16 protein-coding genes are annotated in these 16,665 nt (G+C 66.2%); 8 read left to right on the forward strand and 8 right to left on the reverse strand.

The genetic code is table 11. From position 1 onward, the window contains the following. The first annotated feature begins 97 nt into the window (after positions 1-97). From XAN126_RS0116950 to XAN126_RS0116970, 5 genes are all read left to right on the forward strand, one after another. Positions 98-571, forward strand: a complete 474-nt coding sequence (locus tag XAN126_RS0116950) for a branched-chain amino acid ABC transporter permease (protein WP_024279780.1) — start codon at positions 98-100, stop codon at positions 569-571. Further along, entirely contained in the window at positions 568-1,518 is a 951-nt protein-coding gene (locus XAN126_RS0116955) for a branched-chain amino acid ABC transporter permease (RefSeq protein WP_024279781.1), read from the forward strand. Before XAN126_RS0116950 ends, XAN126_RS0116955 begins: the two co-directional genes overlap by 4 nt. Continuing rightward, complete coding sequence (locus XAN126_RS0116960) at positions 1,515-2,288, forward strand: ATP-binding cassette domain-containing protein (RefSeq protein ID WP_024279782.1); 774 nt, start codon at positions 1,515-1,517, stop codon at positions 2,286-2,288. Before XAN126_RS0116955 ends, XAN126_RS0116960 begins: the two co-directional genes overlap by 4 nt. Further along, a complete protein-coding gene (locus tag XAN126_RS0116965) occupies positions 2,275-2,985 on the forward strand; it encodes an ATP-binding cassette domain-containing protein (protein ID WP_024279783.1) in 711 nt (236 codons plus the stop codon). The genes XAN126_RS0116960 and XAN126_RS0116965 overlap by 14 nt, the downstream gene beginning before the upstream one ends. Positions 2,986-3,056: 71 nt before the next feature. Further along, on the forward strand, positions 3,057-4,610 hold the full coding sequence (locus tag XAN126_RS0116970; RefSeq protein ID WP_024279784.1) for a PLP-dependent aminotransferase family protein: 1,554 nt from the start codon (positions 3,057-3,059) through the stop codon (positions 4,608-4,610). Between the two features lie 64 nt (positions 4,611-4,674). Here XAN126_RS0116970 and XAN126_RS0116975 read toward each other — a convergent pair whose 3' ends face one another. From XAN126_RS0116975 to XAN126_RS0117005, 7 genes are all read right to left on the reverse strand, one after another. Then, positions 4,675-5,853, reverse strand: a complete 1,179-nt coding sequence (locus XAN126_RS0116975) for an iron-containing alcohol dehydrogenase (RefSeq protein WP_024279785.1) — start codon at positions 5,851-5,853, stop codon at positions 4,675-4,677. A 10-nt stretch (positions 5,854-5,863) separates the two neighbouring features. Next, entirely contained in the window at positions 5,864-7,333 is a 1,470-nt protein-coding gene (locus XAN126_RS0116980; protein ID WP_024279786.1) for an aldehyde dehydrogenase, read from the reverse strand. 5 nt (positions 7,334-7,338) lie between these two features. Continuing rightward, complete coding sequence (locus tag XAN126_RS0116985; protein WP_024279787.1) at positions 7,339-8,208, reverse strand: alpha/beta fold hydrolase; 870 nt, start codon at positions 8,206-8,208, stop codon at positions 7,339-7,341. Beyond that, a complete protein-coding gene (locus tag XAN126_RS0116990; protein ID WP_024279788.1) occupies positions 8,201-8,788 on the reverse strand; it encodes an amino acid synthesis family protein in 588 nt (195 codons plus the stop codon). The genes XAN126_RS0116985 and XAN126_RS0116990 overlap by 8 nt, the downstream gene beginning before the upstream one ends. A gap of 74 nt (positions 8,789-8,862) precedes the next feature. Beyond that, positions 8,863-9,591 (reverse strand): amino acid ABC transporter ATP-binding protein, encoded by a 729-nt coding sequence (locus XAN126_RS0116995; protein ID WP_024279789.1) that lies wholly within the window; start codon positions 9,589-9,591, stop codon positions 8,863-8,865. 49 nt (positions 9,592-9,640) lie between these two features. Further along, the gene (locus XAN126_RS0117000) at positions 9,641-10,336 is read right to left on the reverse strand and encodes an amino acid ABC transporter permease (protein ID WP_024279790.1); all 696 of its coding nucleotides are present in this window, start codon (positions 10,334-10,336) and stop codon (positions 9,641-9,643) included. Between the two features lie 93 nt (positions 10,337-10,429). Continuing rightward, positions 10,430-11,296, reverse strand: a complete 867-nt coding sequence (locus XAN126_RS0117005) for an ABC transporter substrate-binding protein (protein WP_051460622.1) — start codon at positions 11,294-11,296, stop codon at positions 10,430-10,432. A 164-nt stretch (positions 11,297-11,460) separates the two neighbouring features. Between XAN126_RS0117005 and XAN126_RS0117010 the strand changes: the two genes are divergently transcribed. After that, positions 11,461-12,147, forward strand: coding sequence for a GntR family transcriptional regulator (locus tag XAN126_RS0117010; protein ID WP_024279792.1), 687 nt, complete (start codon positions 11,461-11,463; stop codon positions 12,145-12,147). A gap of 247 nt (positions 12,148-12,394) precedes the next feature. On the opposite strand, the gene XAN126_RS0117015 is transcribed toward XAN126_RS0117010, so the two are convergent. Then, positions 12,395-13,372 carry a LysR family transcriptional regulator gene (locus tag XAN126_RS0117015; RefSeq protein WP_024279793.1) on the reverse strand — a complete coding sequence of 326 codons (978 nt, stop codon included), beginning with the start codon at positions 13,370-13,372 and terminating at the stop codon, positions 12,395-12,397. Positions 13,373-13,827: 455 nt separating this feature from the next. On the opposite strand from XAN126_RS0117015, the gene glsA reads away from it, so the two are divergent. Next, on the forward strand, positions 13,828-14,823 hold the full coding sequence (gene glsA / locus XAN126_RS0117020; RefSeq protein ID WP_024279794.1) for a glutaminase A: 996 nt from the start codon (positions 13,828-13,830) through the stop codon (positions 14,821-14,823). Positions 14,824-14,864: 41 nt separating this feature from the next. Then, positions 14,865-16,520: an MFS transporter gene (locus XAN126_RS0117025; RefSeq protein WP_155982341.1), complete on the forward strand. Its 1,656-nt coding sequence runs from the start codon at positions 14,865-14,867 to the stop codon at positions 16,518-16,520. The last annotated feature ends 145 nt before the right edge of the window (positions 16,521-16,665 follow it).

Here is a 16,665-nt window from a genome sequence, read left to right on the forward strand (position 1 = left end):
CCTCGCTCTCCGGCCTTCTGACGGGCACGCAAACGGTTTCCGAGGCGTTGGACAACCGCGGCTGCTCGGCGATCTGCCATCGGTCTACGGCACACTCGTGGTCGGCGAATTCACCTTCCCGGTCTACAACCTGCTGGTGATGGCGAGCGCGCTGGTGGTGGCCGGCCTGCTCTACTGGCTCATCGAACGCACAAGTCTCGGCCACGTGGTGCGGGCCACCGCCGAGAACGGCCGCATGGCGGAGGCGCTGGGCGCCAACACCCGCCGCATCAACATGCTCGTGTTCGTGCTCGGCTCCATGCTCGGCACGGTCGGCGGCGCGCTTGTCATTTCCACCACGGCGGCCTCGCTGGAAATGCCCATCGCGCTCATCGTCGAAGCCTTCGCGGTGGTGGTGATCGGCGGGCTGGGCAGCATCCGCGGCGCCTTCCTCGGCGCCATCATCGTCGGCGTGCTCAGGGCGCTCTCGCTCACCTATTTCCCGGAGCTGGAGGTGATGTCCATCTATCTTGTGGTGATCGTCGTCCTCGTGGCGCGGCCCTACGGACTGTTCGGGAAGGCCGAGGCATGAAGACCATCGTCGCCTTCCTCGCCGTGCTCGCGGCCTTCGTCGCCGCCCCGTTCGCGCTGGGGTCCTACTACACCACACTCATCATCCCGATCCTCGCCTACGCCATCGCTTTGACCGGCCTCAACCTCCTGTTCGGCTACGGCGGGCTCCTGTCCTTCGGCCACGCCATGTTCCTCGCGATCGGCGCCTATGCGAGCGCGGTGATGGGAGCGAAGCTCGGGGTTCGCGCGTTCGAGGCGCAGCTCATCGTGGCGATGCTCGCGAGCGGCACGGTGGCGGCCCTCATCGGCCTCCTGTGCCTGCGCTATACGACCATCTTCTTCTCCATGCTGACGCTCGCCTTCGGCATGATCTTCCATTCCTTCCTGTTCAAGTTCTACGACCTGACCGGCGGAGAATCCGGCATCTCCGTGCCGCGCCCCAGCCTGTTCGGCGCCAGCTTCGCCTCCATGAGCAAGACCGCCTTCCTGGTGGGGCCGTTCTACTGGTACGCGCTCGGGCTGTTCTCGGTCATGTTCCTCCTCATGGCGTTGATCGTCTCCTCGCCCCTCGGGCTCGCGCTGAAGGCGGGGCGGGACAATGAGCGCAAGACGTCGTTTCTCGGGGTGCCGGTGTTCAAGGTGCGCTACGTGGCGTTCATCCTGTCCGGCATCTATTGCGCGGTCGGCGGCGCGGTGCTGGCGGTCAGCATCGGCGCCGCCGATCCGGAGCTGTCCTACTGGACACAGTCCGGCAACATGATCTTCATCATCATTCTCGGAGGGCTCGGGCAATTGTTCGGCCCGATCGTCGGGGCAGTGTCCTTCACCCTGCTGCAGGACACGCTGATGGCCAACACCGAGTACTGGCGCTTTGCCCTCGGCGCGATTCTCGCGCTCATCATCATCTTCGCCCCGCGCGGTATTCTCGGACTCATCACGCGTGCACTGGAATGGAGGCGGCGATGACCGAGATGCTGCTGCGCGCGTTGAACATCACCAAGCGATACGGTGCCTTCACCGCGCTCGCGGGGGTGTCGTTCGATATCTCGAAGGGGGAGGTGGTGGCGGTGGTCGGCCCCAATGGCGCCGGCAAGACCACGCTGGTGAACACGCTCTCCGGGCTGTTCATGCCCGACGAGGGCGGCGTGATGTTCGAGGGGCGCCCGGTGGCGGGGCTCGGGGCCAGCGCGCTCGCGTTGCGTGGGCTGGCCCGCTCCTTCCAGCTCGTCACCATCTATCCGAGTTTCACCGTGGCCGAGATGATCTCGGTCGGCGCCTTCGCCCGCGCCGGGCAGACCTTTCGCCTGCTGAGGCCGTCCGCCACCTGCCGGCGCGAACAGGCGCAGGTCCGCGAGGTGGCCGCGGCCTTCGGCCTGGAGCACCGGCTTGAAACCACCTGCTCCGCCCTTTCCCAGGGCGAGAAGAAGCTGGTGGATATCGCGAGCGCGCTCACCCTGCGTCCGCGCCTGATGCTGCTGGACGAGCCGACCAGCGGCATCTCCAGCGCCGACAAGGACCGCATCATGGAGACCCTGCTCGCGGCGGCCCAGCGGCTCGGCGTCGAGAGCCTCGTCCTTGTGGAGCACGACATGGAATTGATCGCGCGCTACGCCACCCGGGTGATCGGCCTGAAGGCCGGCAGTCTCGTCGCCGACATGCTACCTGATGCCTTCTTCCGGGACCCGGCGGTGATCGAGACCCTCGTCGGCAAGGTGCCTCACAATGCTCTCGGTTGAACGCCTCAGCGTCGACATCGCCGGAACGTCGATCCTGCGCGCCATCTCGCTGGACGTGGCCGCCGGTGAGATCGTCTGCCTGGTCGGCCGCAACGGGGCCGGCAAGACAACGTTGCTCCGCGCACTCATGGGGCAGCTCGTGCCCCGCGCCGGCACCGTCCTGTGGCACGGGAAGGCGCTGGCCGGGCTTCCGCCGCACGAGGTCGCCCGGCGCGGCATCGGCTTCTCGCCCGAGGAAAGCGAGGTGTTCGCAAGCCTCTCCGTGGCCCAGAACATCGCCTTCGGCACCTGGACGCGGCCATCGCGGGAGCGTCCTGCGGCCGATCGCATCGCCTTCGCCTATGAGGTCTTTCCCAAGCTCCTCACCTACATGGCGCGCGGCGGTGCCGAACTCTCCGGCGGCGAGCGCAAGATGGTGTCCATCGCCCGCGCGCTGGCCCTCGATCCGGACCTGCTGCTGCTCGACGAGCCATTCGAGGGCCTCTCGCCCGCCATCATTCCCACCATCGCCGCCGGCATCGCCTCCATCCGCGCCTCGGGCCGGGCGGTTCTGATGGCGGAATCCAACGTCCAGCATATTCCCGACTATGTTTCGCGCATCTATGTGATTGAGCGGGGGGAGATCATCTTCCACGGCAGCCTGGAGGCGGCGCGGGCGGCCCCCCTGGTCCGGCAGGTGGCTTCGGGCCTCGCCTGACGGGGATCTGGAGGCGTTGGATGGCACGTGAATTGCCTTGCTCACCCTTAGGGCAAGGATCGAGCAGGCACATGATTCCACTGCATCTGGACCCGGCCGCGGGCGTCACGCTCCAGGAGCAGGTCTACGACCAGGTCCGCGCGGCCATTCTCGCCCGCACCCTGCCGCCGGGGGCGGCACTGCATTCGACCCGGGAACTGGCCCGCACGCTCAAGGTGTCGCGCAACACCATCGTGCTTGCGTTCGAGCGCCTCGCCAAGGAAGGCTACCTGGTGATGCGCCCGGGCGCCGGCACCTTCGTGTGCGAGGTGCTGCCGGAGGCCTGCGTCGGCCTGTCGGGATCGCCCAATCCTGAGGCATCGAGCCCCTCGCCGCGCCGGCCTGAGCCCACAGTCTTGCACCCGCCGGTGCTGCTGCGTGCAGCGCCGCTGCGCATGGTGCAGACCGGTCCCACCCGCATGCAGGTGGATTTCTGGTACGGCAGCGCCAACAGCCGGAATTTTCCGATCCGTGAATGGCGGCAATTGCTGCTGGAGAACCTTTCGCGCGCGTCCGGCAACCTGTCCGGGTACGGTCCGCCGGAAGGCGCGATCGAGCTGCGCCGCGCCATCGCCAGCCATGTCTCGGCAAACCGCGCCATTCCGGCCGAGCCGGATCAGGTCATCATCACTGCCGGCGCGCAGGAGGGCTTCAACCTCATCAGCCGCCTGTTCGTGCAGCCGGGGGTGAAGATCGCGATCGAGGACCCCTGCTATGCCGGCGCGGCGCATGTCTTCTCCAGCTTCGGCGGCGCGCTGGTCCCGGTGCCCGTGGATGCGCAGGGCCTGTGCACGGAGTATCTGGCGGGCTGTGGCGCATCGCTCGCCTACGTCACGCCCTCCCACCAGTTCCCCACCGGCGTCACCATGTCGTTCGGGCGCCGCCGTGAACTTCTGGCCTGGGCCCGCGGCAGCGGCGCCTATGTGGTGGAGGACGATTACGACAGCGACTTCCGATATGACGGTGCCCCGCTCGCCGCGCTGGCGGGCCTCGATGCCAACACTTCGGTGATCTATCTCGGCACCTTCTCCAAGTCCGTCGGCGCCGGCATCCGCACCGGCTACATGGTGGTTCCGAAGCAGCTGGTCGGGCCCGTGCGGCAAGCCAAGAGCCTTGCCAACTACGGCCATCCCTGGCTCGACCAGATCGTGCTCGCGGACTTCATCGACCAGGGCCGCTTCGCCCGGCACGTGCGGCGCATCCGCCAGACCTACAGCGAGGCGCGCCAAGCGTTGGTGGAAAGCCTGAACAGCCATTTCGGGCCTACGCGCATCTCCGGTGCCGATGCCGGCATGCACGTGATGTGGACGCTGCCGGACCACCTCCCGCCGGTGCGCGAGGTGGCGCGGATCGCGGCCGATGCGGGCGTCGGGATCTACACGCTGGAGGCGGCGGGCGCCCACGAGATCGTCCCGTTCCGCTATCCCCGCGCCGTGGTGCTGGGATATGCGGCGCTGACGCCGGAAGCGATCCGCAAGGGCATCGCGCAGCTTGCATCCGCTTTGTCCCGGGAGGGCGTTGACCTCTCCCCCCGCTTCGTGCGGCAGCGGCCGAGCGTGCTGGCGGCGCCGGGACCGCAGCGATAGCGCGTCAAAGCTCCTCCCGCCCGTCCACACGGCAACCGGGTGCAACGCAAATGTTGCCCCGCCATCACCCGCCGATGGCTCCGCCGTCCCAGGCGATCTCGTAGAGACGAACGATCTCGTCTTCGAACGGAATGCGCGGATTGTTCCGCGGTGTGCCGGAAGCGAGGGCCTGGCGGGCCATCTCCGGCCGCAGGCGGAAATAGGTCTCCTCATCCACGCCATAGGCCTTGGGCGTGGGAACCTCGAGGCGGGCGTTGAGATCCCGGAAGCCCCTCACCAGGGCATGCCCGGCCTCTTCATCCCCCATGGTCGCCGGCGCCCAGCCGAGCGCGCGGGCGGCCGCAGCGTAGCCGGCGGGCGCAGCGGAGAGGGAATATTCCGTAACGAGCGGCAGGAGCATGGCGTTGGAGAGGCCGTGCGGCACATGGAAGAAGGCGCCGATGGGCCGGCTCAGCCCATGAATGAGGGCGGTGGACGTGTTGGACACCGCAAGCCCCGCATGGGTTGCCCCCAGCATTATGGCCTCGCGCGCGGCGCGATTCGACGGTTCGCGCGCGACCGTCTCCAGATTCGCGCCGATCAGCCTGAGCGCTGAGAGCGCCAGCGCTTCAGCGTGGGCGTTGCCGTTGCGATTGATGAGGGCTTCCAGCGCATGGGTCAGGGCATCGAGCCCCGTGTCCACTGTGACGCGGAACGGGCAGGAGAGGGTCAGTTCGTAGTCAACGATGGCTGCGGCCGGAAGGGCCGCGGTACCGAGGATCAGCATCTTCTCCTGCGCAGCCGTGTCGGACACGACGCAGGCGCGGGTGACTTCGCTGCCGGTGCCGGCGGTCGTGGGGATGGCCACCAGCGGCATCACCTGAAGATCCACGATGCGCGGCACTTTCAGGGCATGCACGTCCTCGCCCGTGCTCGCGAGGATCGCCGCCGCTTTCGCCGTATCGATGGCGCTGCCGCCGCCGAAGCCGATGACGCCATCATGGGAGCCGGAGCGGATCTCGTCGGCCGCCGCGATCACGCTGGTGTCGGTCGGATCTTCCACCACGGCGGAGAACACGCCGAGGCCCAGCCCCGCCTCCCGCATTGCTCCGATGGCCGTATCGGCGAGGCCCAGCCTGAAAATGGTGGGGTCGACGACCAGCATGGGCCGTCTTACGCCGAGGCGGCCCAGCAAAGGCACGAGCTGGGCGAGGCTGCCGCCGCCGATCAGAAGCTCGCGCGGGGTCAGGATGCGGTTGATCATGCGGCGGTCCTCAGCGCATCACGAATGGATCGGGGATCGGGGCGTCGGACGTGTTGATCCACACCGATTTTGTGCGCGTGTAGTCGCGGATGGAATCCATGCCCGCCTCGCGGCCGAGGCCAGACATGCCATATCCGCCGAACGGCACCATGGGCGAGACGGCGCGATAGGTGTTCACCCAGACGATGCCGGCATGGATCTTCGCCGTCATGCGATGGGCGCGTGCGAGATTGGTGGTGAAGACACCGCTGGCGAGGCCGAAGACGGTGTCGTTCGCCTTGGCGACCGCCTCCTCCTCCGTGTCGAACACGGTGGCGCTCAGGACCGGACCGAAGAACTCCTCGCGGAAGCAGGGCAAGTCGGTGTCGTGGGAAAAGAGGATGGTGGGGGAGACGTAATAGCCCTGGGAGAGGCCCCGGGGCCGGCTGCCGCCCGTGATGCACTCGGCCCCCTGCACGATGCTGGCGGCCACCGTGCGCTCCATGTGGGCCACCTGCCGCGCGGTCGCGAGCGGGCCCATCTCCGTCTCCATCCGCTGCGGATTACCGATGCGGATGGCGCGAGCCTTGTCTGCCAGCAGTTTGAGGAAGGGCTGTGCGACCTTCCGCTCCACCAGCAGTCGCGAACCCGCCGTGCAGCTCTGCCCGCTGGCGGCGAAGATGCCTGCAACCACGGCGTTGGCGGCGCTTTCGAGATCGGCGTCGTTGAACACCACGACGGGAGACTTGCCGCCCAGCTCAAGGGTCGTGAAGGCGAGGTTCTCCGCGCTGTTGCGCACGATATGCCGCGCCGTCGCCGGCCCGCCGGTGAACGCGATGCGGGACACGAGCGGATGGGTGGTCAGCGCTTTCCCGCACTCGGGCCCGAAGCCGGTCAGGATATTGACCACGCCCGGCGGGAAGCCGGCCTGATGCACGAGCTTGGCGAAGGCGAGAAGCGGCGCCGGGCCATCCTCGGACGCCTTCAGCACCACGGCGCAGCCGGCGGCAAGCGCGGGCGCGAGCTTCACCGCTGATAAGAAGAGCTGCGAGTTCCATGGCACGATGGCCGCGACCACGCCGATGGGCTCGGGACGCAGCGTGACGTCGAGGTCCGGCTTGTCGATGGGCACGACAGCGCCCTGGTGCTTGTCCGCAAGGCCGGCGAAGTAACGGTAGTAAGCCGCCACATAGCCGATCTGCGCCTTGGTCTCGCGGATGATCTTGCCGGTATCGCGGGTTTCCAGCTTGGCAAGCTCGGCCGCGTTATCTGCCACGAGGTCGCCGAGCTTGTAGAGCAGACGCCCGCGCTCGGTGGCGGTCATGCGCGCCCAGGGCCCTTCATGCATGGCACGACGGGCGGCGGTGACGGCGCGGTCCACGTCCGCCGCGTCGGCTTGGGGCATCAGCGCCCACGCTGCCTCGGTGGACGGGTCCACGCTCTCGAAACGCTCGGTGGGATAGGAGAAGACACCGTCGATATAGTGCTCGAATGTCTGCAAGGCGTTCATGGCTCGGCCCTCGCAAGGCTCGCGGCAGGCGCCTGCGCTTCGGCCAGGAAGGCGAGCAGGCTGCGGTTGACGGCATCGGGATGGGTGAGGGCCATCATGTGACGCGCGCCGGCGAGAATTTCCGCCCGGCCACCGGGAGCGCGGGCTGCCATCTCCAGCGACATGGCCGGGGAGGAATTGGCGTCGTGCTCGGCCGTGAAGAACAGGGCCGGCGGCCCGAGTTGCCGGAGCGCCTCGGCAAACACCGCATCGGAACTGGCGAACAGCCGGTAGGTCAACCGATAGCCTTCGGGCCGCACCTGCTCCAGCGCAGCGCGGGTCAGGGCCGAGGCCTCGACGAGATCGTCCGGCACGGGATCGCCGAACCAGCGGGCCAGGGTCGGATCGATGGAGGCGGCGACGCCCTTTTGGTCCAGTTCGTCGGCGCGGGCCTCAACGGCGCGCTTCAGTTCCGGTGGCCGGCAGAAGACGGCGTTCATCGCCACCAGCCGGGTGACGCGCGCGGGATGGCGCAAGGCCACCTGCATCGCCACCAAGGCCCCCATGGAATGCCCAACCAGGGCCGCCCGCTGGATGCCCAGCGCATCAAGCAGCCCGACGACCGCCTCGCCATAGTCCTGAAGGCGGGCCGGGTCCGGCGGCAGGGTGCTTTCGCCGTGACCGGGCATGTCCATGGCAATGACGTCATGATGCACCGCGAGGGCGGTCATCTGAGGCGCCCAGACATCCGCATTCATGCCGACGCCATGGATCAGCACCACGGGCGCGCCCTGACCCGCCCGAAGATAGGCGACCGAGCCCTCCACGGCGCCACCGCGCAGCCGGACGGTGGCGTGGCGGCGACCTGCGTCTGCGACCTCAGCCATGGAGGTCCTTCAGGGTCTCGAGGTCCTTGTAGCGGTCGCCGATGCGATGATGCGGTCGCCCGCCGATGGAAGCGCCGAGCGCAATCACCAGCTCGTCCGGCGCGGGAGCGTCGGAGATGGCGAAGTGGACCGTCAGGTAGTGCGAGCGCCGGCCCTCGTCCTGCTTGTCCATCAGCGGGATCATGATGGAGCAGCCCGGCCCGCCGCGGACGTTGGTGAAAGCGAGATAGGTCTTCGCCCCCACCGCACGGCGGAAGTGATTGCCGAAATGCAGGGTATGGATGAGCGCGGAGGCGTGCTCGATTTCGCCGGAGGTACCGCACAAAGCGGCCTTGCCGTAGCCTTCCACCGCGTCGCCGGAGCCGACGCGGCGCAGGATCTCGTCAGTCAGGAGCGCACCCAGTTCCGGCGCGATGGCCATGATCTCCGGCTTGAGGTCGTCGACGAAGCCGCGGCCGGCCCAGGGATTAGCGATCACCGCCGCCGCACCGAACAGATGGAGGGGGGTCGGCGCCGCCTTGCCACCCTCGATAAGCACCTTCTCGTCGTAGCCGACGACCTTGCGAATCTTCAGCATGATCTCTTTTCCAAATTCCGGATTACGGCATGCCAGGACAGGAGGCGCGCAGGGGCATGGCACCGCCCCCGACAGCCTCAGTGAGACAGGATCTTGGAGAGGAACGCCTTCGCCCGATCGCTCTGCGGATCTTCGAAGAAGCGCGCCTTCGGCGTGTCCTCGACGATCTCGCCGCGATCCATGAAGACGACACGATCCGCGACCTTTCGCGCGAAGCCCATCTCGTGGGTCACGACCATCATCGTCATCCCCTCCTGGGCGAGGGAGACCATCACGTCGAGCACCTCGGTGATCATCTCCGGATCAAGCGCCGAGGTCGGCTCGTCGAACAGCATCGCGATGGGGTCCATGGCGAGCGCGCGGGCGATGGCGATGCGCTGCTGCTGGCCGCCCGAGAGCTGGAGCGGATACTTGCCCGCATGGGCCGTCATGCCGACGCGCGCGAGCAGGCCCATGGCCTTGTCGCGTGCCTCCTCGCTCTTGCGCTTCAGGACCTTCTCCTGGCCGATGCACAGATTCTCCAGCACGCTCATATGCGGGAACAACTCGAAGTGCTGGAACACCATGCCGACGCGGGCGCGCAGCTTCGACAGGCTGGCCTTGCCGTCGGTGATGGAGGTCCCCTCGATGAGGACGTCGCCCGTGTTCACCGGCTCCAGTGCGTTCACGCACTTGATGAGGGTGGACTTGCCCGAGCCGGAGGGCCCGCACACCACCACCACCTCGCCGCGCGCCACCGAGAGCGAGCAGCCTTTCAACACCTGGAAGGTGCTGTACCATTTGTCGACGCTGCGGATTTCGACCACGGGTGTGGTGGCGCGGGAGGATGTGCCGTCAGATGCATTCATGGCGCCCTCACCTCTGCTCGACCAGGCCGGCCTGGGGATCGTAGGCCCGGCCGAAGCGGCGCTCGATGCGGCGCTGGATGAACTCCCAGGCGGTTGTCATGATGAGGTAGTAGATCGCCGCCACCACGAAGAGTTCGAGCACCAGGAACCGTTCCTGAATGAGCACCTGCGTGCGCCGGAGCAGTTCCTCCATGGAGATGATGGAGGCGATGGAGGTGGTTTTCAGCACCCCGTTCACCGAGTTGCCGAGCGGCGGGATGATGATGCGGAAGGCCTGCGGCGCCACCACGTAGCGCATCACCTGGAACGGCGTCATGCCGATGGCCCGCGCTGCGTTCACCTGGCCCCGGGACACCGCCGCGATGCCGGCACGCACGATTTCCGAGAGGTAGGCCGCCTCGTTCAGCGTAAGTCCGATGAGGGTGGATTCCACCACGGTGAACTTGATGCCGAGCTGCGGCAGGCCCGTGTAGATGATGATGAGCTGCACCAGAAGGGGCGTGCCCCGCATGATCCAAGTGTAGAAATACGCGGGAGCAGACAGTAGTTTGTAGCTCGACATGCGCATCACTGCGATGACAAAGCCCAGGATGAGCCCGAAAAATATGGAAAAGACGGTGAGTCCGAGTGTCACCAGCGCACCCTCTATGAGGTAGCCGTTGGTGAGATACTCGAAGAAGCCGTCCCAATGCCAACCCTTCACGTCAGCCTCGCGGGAATGAGAGAGGTCTCGGGCTGCGCGGGGCGCCCGGCGAGGCGGCGGGGACGAAATCCCCCGGCCGCAATGAGGAAGACGTCATGTATTGGGGCCGAGAACGCGCACCCCGCCCTCGGCCCGGCCGACGCCGTATTCGCCGAGCAGCTTGTCGAGATAGCCGTCCTTCTCCATGTCCTTCATCACCTCGGCGACGGCGTCCGCCACCACCTTGTCGCCGAAGGCCAGAGACCCGGGGGTGGGGTACAGACGCGACAAGGCGTGGGTGAACTCGCCACGGTCCTGGTACTGCTTCGCCACCGGATCGATGGACACCGCAGCATCCACCTGCCCGGCGCGCAGCGCCTGATAGACGGTGGCGTAGCCATCGAAGAGATTGATGGTCATGGGCTTCAGGCCCCGCGCCTCGAAATCCTTGTTGAGGTCGCGCATCTTCCTCTCGGCATAGCCGCCGATGTCGGTGCTCACGGCCTTGCCGGAGAGGTCGTCGAGCTTGGTGATGGGCGCGCCCGACTTCACCGCCGTCGAGATGGAGATTGCGAGGTTCTCATACGGGATCATGTAGAGAATCTTGGTGCGCTCGGGCGTCACGAAGAGGCCGGCGTTGATCATGTCCCAGCGCTTGCCCTGGAGACCGGGAATCATCGCTGCATACTCGGCGCTGATGTATTCCGGCTTCAGGCAGAGGCGCTTGGCCACCTCATAACCGAGTTCGATCCTGAGCCCTTTCAGCACGCCTTTCTGGTCGGCATAGGCCATGGGCGGCAGGGTCGGACTCGTCGCCATCACGAACGTGCCAGGCTTGACGAGATGACTGTCGGCGATCTTCGGCTGACAGGTCTCCGCGCGGGCGAGCCCGGCCGTGAGGCAGACTGCGGCCGCCGCCGCGAGGGTGGCCGCACGGCGCGCGGACCGGGACAGCGAGGTCGGAAGCGTGATGGGGGCCATGAGTTCACCCTGAGGAATATTATTGTATGCCGTACTATGGCATACCATAATCTCACGTCAATCGGCCTCGGCCGGCGACGATTGGTTTTCTGAGATGGCGCTGGGTTGAGTTGAATATTCGGCGCGGCTGCGGCACCAGTGCCGGCAAGAGGGAATGCGAGAAGATGAACGCTGCCACTGAACCCCTGAGAGTTGATCGCCCCGCCAAGACGCTTCGCGAGCTGACGCTTGAGAAGATGCGCGAGGCCATCTTCTCGCAGCATTTCCGGCCGGGCGACCGGCTGGTGGAGCGCGACCTGTGCGAGCGTCTGGGGGTGAGCCGCACCATCGTACGCGAGGTTCTGAGGCATCTGGAGACGGAGGGCCTGGTCTCCAATCTTCCGGCGCGTGGTCCGATCGTCTCGCGCACCACGGCGGCGGAGGCCTTGCAGATCTACGAGATCCGGGGGGCGCTTGAGGCCATAGCCGCGCGCGCCTGCGCCGAGGCCCGGCACCCCGCGACGATCGCGGCCCTCGACGCCTGCCTCGCCCGCATCCTCGCCGGCTACGCCCGGGGCAACTCAACGTTGGTCCTGGAGGCCACCTCGGACTTCTACCGCACCCTATTCGCCAGCTCCGGCAAGGAGGTCGCCTGGAACATCGTCAACGCCCTGACGATGCGCATCAACCACCTCCGCTCGATGACGATCAAGACGCCAGGCCGAGAGGTGGAAGGCCCCAGGCAGATGCAGCGCATCGTGGAGGCGATCCGCGCGGGCAAGGGGGAGGAAGCGCATGCTGCCGCTCTGCAGCACGTCGCGAGTGCCTCGGCCATTGCTCAGCGCCTGTTGCGGGAGCGGGAGGGCGGGTGATTGAGATTGGGTGCAGGCGCCCCGAGGGCCCGTAGGAAAATCGGCGGACTGAACCACCCCTGGATTCACAGGCGCCTTCTTCCCTGGGGGGCCGGACCCTAACGCCCGGCTGACGGGCGCTCCGTGCCGCTCTTGGCCTCCAGCGAAGCGCTCACCACGTTCCTCGCCGGACCATGACCAAGCCACGGAAGGGCAGATGACCTATGACGCCACCAAATGGCGGCATCTTACCAGGCTCGCGCCCACCTCAATTACTCTTCAATTGATCTTCTGCACCCGCCACATCTTCAAGATTCTTCAACAGCCATTCCAATCCTGCATCTCGGATGCCCCGCTGATGCCAGATCGCTTCGACTACGGCTTCTTGCGGAGCGTGAGGGAGAGACAGCATCACATGGTGCCCCGCTTCAACCAGGCGACGGGCGAAGCGCTCGGGCAACGTGGCCACCATGTCCGTACGCGACAAGATATCCGCGACGGAGGCATAGTGCGGCAGGGAGACCGCGATATGAGCTACGGCCGCGTCATCTTCGTCCGCCTCCATGAGCAGGCGATCGATCCAAACCCTCCGCCAAACTCCGCGCTCATCGAGGAACCCGTCGGCGGACTGATCGCCTGAGCCGGTCAGTTCCACCACAACGAACGGGTAAGAGAACAACCGCTCCCGGGTCACGGCGCTTCCTTCCAGTGGATGACCGCGCCGGGCCACGAGCGCCTCTTTGTCTTTGAGCAACGGCGACCGGTGGATGCGTTCAGGGAGCTCCGAAAACCAGCCTATTACCAAGTCGAGTCGCCCTTCGTCCAAATGCTGGACGACGTCGATGCGGCTGTAGGGAAAAATTCGGAGTTCAAGCTGGGGAGCCAGTTCCGCGATGCGCTGGACGAGGCCCGGAAGGATAATGCTGCTGCTATACTCGCTGGCGGCGACACGGAAGGTTCGCACGGCTTGGCACGGTGAAAACGGCGTCGCTGAAATCGCCTCATCGAGGCGCCCGAGACCGTCGCGAACCATGGGGGCGAGTTCGCGCGCCCGCGCCGTCGGAACCATGCCGTCATCACCATAAATGAACAGATCGTCCCCAACCGCAAGGCGCAGGCGCGCCAGCGCATGGCTGACAGCAGATGCCGTCACGCCCAGTTCCCTGCTGGCGCCGCTCACGCTGCCAGTGAGCATGATCGCATCGAAGACGCGGAACAGGTTGAGATCAACGCGCTTCAGAGACATTCGCCACCCTGTGATTGAAATTCATTGCTGCACTGAAGCAAATTCAGCGTTTACGGCCCCGCTTCACATTGGCATGGTTCGCTCGCGAGAAAAATGGCGGTAGCAGCGTGCGAGAATCGAGTGGCCGGCCCATAAATCGCGAGGCGGGTGTCCTGAACATCGGCCCCGCATCAAGGTAATCCGCGATATCAGCAACGCCCTTCGGCGAAACCTCTACTGCAGCACAGTATAAATACACCGCAACGCAATATATATCTGAAATCATTATAATTCAAAAATGAATGGCGGGTTGAGACTCTCTGCCTCCGGGCATAAGCTTCGGTTTGAGGCTTGGCATCTGACCTGCCCGTCGTTCGCGTTTTTGCTCGAGTTTGAAGGAGAAAGGCAACACGCCGTCTCGGCGAGGCCCGATCAGGCTTCATCAAAACACGCCCAAGAAAAACGAGGAAACGCTCATGTTCAGCGACGACGATTTGCCTTCGCCCGCGTACATTTCCACGGGGCACCTACCCGAGGCAGACGAGGTCGAGCGCCTTGTGCGGCGGGCTCACGCGCGTTTCAAGGACAATGACGAGGGGGAGAACTCCAAGGTCTATCCGGCGCTGGAGCGGGTGCCGCGCGACCTGTTTGGCATCTGCGTCGCCGGAACGAGCGGGCGCATCTATGCCGCCGGGGATGTCGAGCACGAATTCACCATCATGAGCGTGTCGAAGCCGTTCATCTTCGCCCTCATCTGCGAACTCATCGGCCCGTCGCAGGCGCGTGCGAAGCTTGGCGCAAACGCCACCGGCCGCGCCTTCAACTCGCTCGCGGCGATCGAGGCCATGCCGGGCGGCATCACCAATCCCATGGTCAATCCGGGCGCCATCGCCGCCACAAGCCTGGTTCCCGGCGCGACCAGCGAGGAGAAGTGGGCGTTCATCCACGGCGGGCTCTCGCGCTTTGCCGGCCGCGCGCTTCCTTTGAACGAAGAGGTGTACGCCTCCGCTATCGCGACCAACTTCCGCAATCGCTCCATCGCCCGCATGCTTCAAAGCGTCGGCGCCATCTACAGCGATCCGGACGAGGCGACCGAACTCTATACGCGCCAATGCTCCCTCAATGTGAACGCGCGCGACCTCGCCGTGATGGGCGCGACGCTGGCCGATGGCGGCGTCAACCCCATAACCAAGGAGCGCGTGGTGGAGCCGGACGTGTGCCACTACGCCCTCGCCGTGATGGCGACCGCCGGGCTCTACGAGACCTCCGGCGACTGGCTCTACGAGATCGGACTTCCGGGAAAGAGCGGCATCGGCGGCGGAATCCTCACGGTCTCGCCGGGCAAGGGCGGCCTCGGCACCTTCGCGCCGCCGCTCGATGCCGCGGGCAACAGCGTGAAGGGGCAGTTGGCCGCGCGCTACCTCTCCCAGCACCTCGGCATGGATCTGTTCGTCTCGCGCCCCGAAGAGTGACGGCGCCGCGGACCAACACCAAATTTCGGAAGGAAAAGCCCATGATAGGTTCGACCCCGGCGCAATCGCTGGCGGGCCAGCCGGCCGGCCAGGACGTCAAGGAGAGCTGGGTGCCGATGATCGCCATCGCGCTCGGTCAGGTGATCATGTCTTTCAACGTCGCCTCGCTGCCTGTCGCGATGGGCGGCATGGTGAAGAGCTTCAACGTGCCGCCCACCACGATTGCCACGGGCATCGTGATGTATTCCATGCTGGTGGCCGGCTTCGTGATGCTCGGCGCCAAGCTCAATCAGCGGTTCGGCGCGGTCAATGTCTTCCGTGCCACGGTGGTCCTGTTTGGCTGCGCCCAGGTGCTGATGACCTTCAGCCCCAACGCGACGGTCATGATCACCGCGCAGGGCCTGTCAGGCGCGGCGGCGGCGGCCATCGTGCCCTCGCTGGTGGCGCTGATCGCGGAAAACTATCGCGGCACCCAGCAGGCGACGGCGCTCGGCGCGCTGGGCTCGGCCCGCGCGGCGGCCGGTGTCGCCGCCTTCCTCATCGGCGGCGTTCTCGGCACCTTCATCGGCTGGCGCCCCGCATTCGGTATCCTCATCGTCCTTTCAGCGGTGGTGTTCGTCCTGAGCTTCCGTCTCAAGGCGGACCATGGCCGGCCGGAGGTGCAGATCGACCTGGTGGGCGTGGTGCTGGCGGCTGCCGCCATCGTGCTCATCTCGTTCGGCTTCAACAACCTGAACCGCTGGGGCCTCGCGGTTGCGACGCCGGCCGCGCCCTTCAGCATCGCGGGTCTTTCGCCCGCGCCGGTCTTCATCGTGCTCGGCATCGTGCTCGGCCAGTTGTTCGTGCGCTGGACCAAGCGGCGGCAGGAAGCCGGGAAGACGCCGCTGCTGGCGCTGGAGGTCATCACCTCCGGCCAGGAACGCGCGGCGGTGATGGCCATGTTCGCGGTGGTGGCGCTGGAGGCGATGCTGAACTTCTCGGTGCCGCTCTACATTCAGATCGTGCAGGGGCGCTCTCCCCTCGCCACCGCCATCGCCATGATGCCGTTCAACCTCACGGTGTTCTTCTCGGCGATGCTGATCGTGCGCTTCTACGACAAGCTCACCCCGCGCCAGATCGGTCGCTACGGCTTCATGCTCTGCACGGTGGCCCTTGTCTGGCTCGCCTTCGTCGTGCGCAACGACTGGAGCGCGGTTCCGGTGCTGTTCGGCCTCGTCGTGTTCGGGATCGGCCAGGGATCGCTGGTGACGCTGGTATTCAACGTTCTCGTCACGGCCTCGTCGAAGGAGCTGGCCGGAGATGTCGGCTCCTTGCGCGGCACCACCAACAACCTTGCCGCCGCCGTCGGTACGGCTGTGGCCGGAGCGCTGCTCGTCGGGCTGCTCTCCACCATCGTGCTGGGCCGCGTCGCGGCGACGCCGGAACTGACCCCAGAGGTCCAGGCCATGGTCAACCTGGACAGCATCAACTTCGTCTCCAACGACCGCCTGAGGACGACGCTGGAAACCGCCGGCGCGACGCCTGAGCAGGTCACGGCCGCTGTCGTGGTGAACGCAGAATCCCGGCTGAGGGCCCTGAAGATCGGCTTGCTCATCATGGCCGCTATAGCGCTCCTCAGCATCATTCCCGCCGGACGCCTGCCGGACTACAAGCCCGGGGAAATACCCGATCCAGACACGACGCCGCCCGCCAAATAGGGCAGAGTCTGCCGAGGTGCGCCCTGCATATTCAACAGCACCTCGGCAGGCCCAGGAAAGGCGACGGCTCGTCATGGGTATATTGGCCCAACGAGAAGAGGTGGCCTCGGTCGGCAAAGCCCCCCAGGCGCCTTCCTCGGCCTCT

Origin of the sequence: Xanthobacter sp. 126, assembly GCF_000526175.1 — a bacterium.
In the GTDB taxonomy this organism is placed as follows: domain Bacteria; phylum Pseudomonadota; class Alphaproteobacteria; order Rhizobiales; family Xanthobacteraceae; genus Xanthobacter; species Xanthobacter aminoxidans.

Excerpts from the sequence above, each read along its gene's own strand:
- XAN126_RS0116955 (WP_024279781.1), top strand. The coding sequence starts at position 568 with ATGAAGACCATCGTCGCCTTCCTCGCCGTGCTCGCGGCCTTCGTCGCC.
- XAN126_RS0116960 (WP_024279782.1), top strand. The coding sequence starts at position 1,515 with ATGACCGAGATGCTGCTGCGCGCGTTGAACATCACCAAGCGATACGGT.
- XAN126_RS0116965 (WP_024279783.1), top strand. The coding sequence starts at position 2,275 with ATGCTCTCGGTTGAACGCCTCAGCGTCGACATCGCCGGAACGTCGATC.
- XAN126_RS0116970 (WP_024279784.1), top strand. The coding sequence starts at position 3,057 with ATGATTCCACTGCATCTGGACCCGGCCGCGGGCGTCACGCTCCAGGAG.
- XAN126_RS0116975 (WP_024279785.1), bottom strand. The coding sequence starts at position 5,853 with ATGATCAACCGCATCCTGACCCCGCGCGAGCTTCTGATCGGCGGCGGC.
- XAN126_RS0116985 (WP_024279787.1), bottom strand. The coding sequence starts at position 8,208 with ATGGCTGAGGTCGCAGACGCAGGTCGCCGCCACGCCACCGTCCGGCTG.
- XAN126_RS0117005 (WP_051460622.1), bottom strand. The coding sequence starts at position 11,296 with ATGGCCCCCATCACGCTTCCGACCTCGCTGTCCCGGTCCGCGCGCCGT.
- XAN126_RS0117010 (WP_024279792.1), top strand. The coding sequence starts at position 11,461 with ATGAACGCTGCCACTGAACCCCTGAGAGTTGATCGCCCCGCCAAGACG.
- XAN126_RS0117015 (WP_024279793.1), bottom strand. The coding sequence starts at position 13,372 with ATGTCTCTGAAGCGCGTTGATCTCAACCTGTTCCGCGTCTTCGATGCG.
- glsA (WP_024279794.1), top strand. The coding sequence starts at position 13,828 with ATGTTCAGCGACGACGATTTGCCTTCGCCCGCGTACATTTCCACGGGG.
- XAN126_RS0117025 (WP_155982341.1), top strand. The coding sequence starts at position 14,865 with ATGATAGGTTCGACCCCGGCGCAATCGCTGGCGGGCCAGCCGGCCGGC.